We start from the raw sequence: 245 nt of genomic DNA on the forward strand, positions 1-245 counted from the left end.
GATGCGGGCGGGTTTGCCTGCTTTGGCGTGTTGGATTTCGCGCTCGATGCGGTCGATGACCATTTTGTGCAGGGTGAACGGGCTTTGGTAGAGCTTGTTCAGACGACCCGGTTTGCCCAAGCCTGTGATTTCCATAAAGATGGTGTTCACGTCGGCGGTGATTTGGTCGTCGGCGGTGATGATGCCGAAGTCGGTGTAAATGCGCGATGTGCCTTGGTGGTAGTTGCCGGTGCCGAGGTGGGCGT

Annotated in this window: 1 pseudogene; it reads right to left on the reverse strand. The window is 57.6% G+C overall.

The features are described from left to right. Window positions 1–245, reverse strand: a pseudogene (locus ACTHS3_RS18410) (polyphosphate kinase 1); the annotation flags it as partial.

This window comes from Neisseria sp. P0009.S007 (assembly GCF_051962515.1).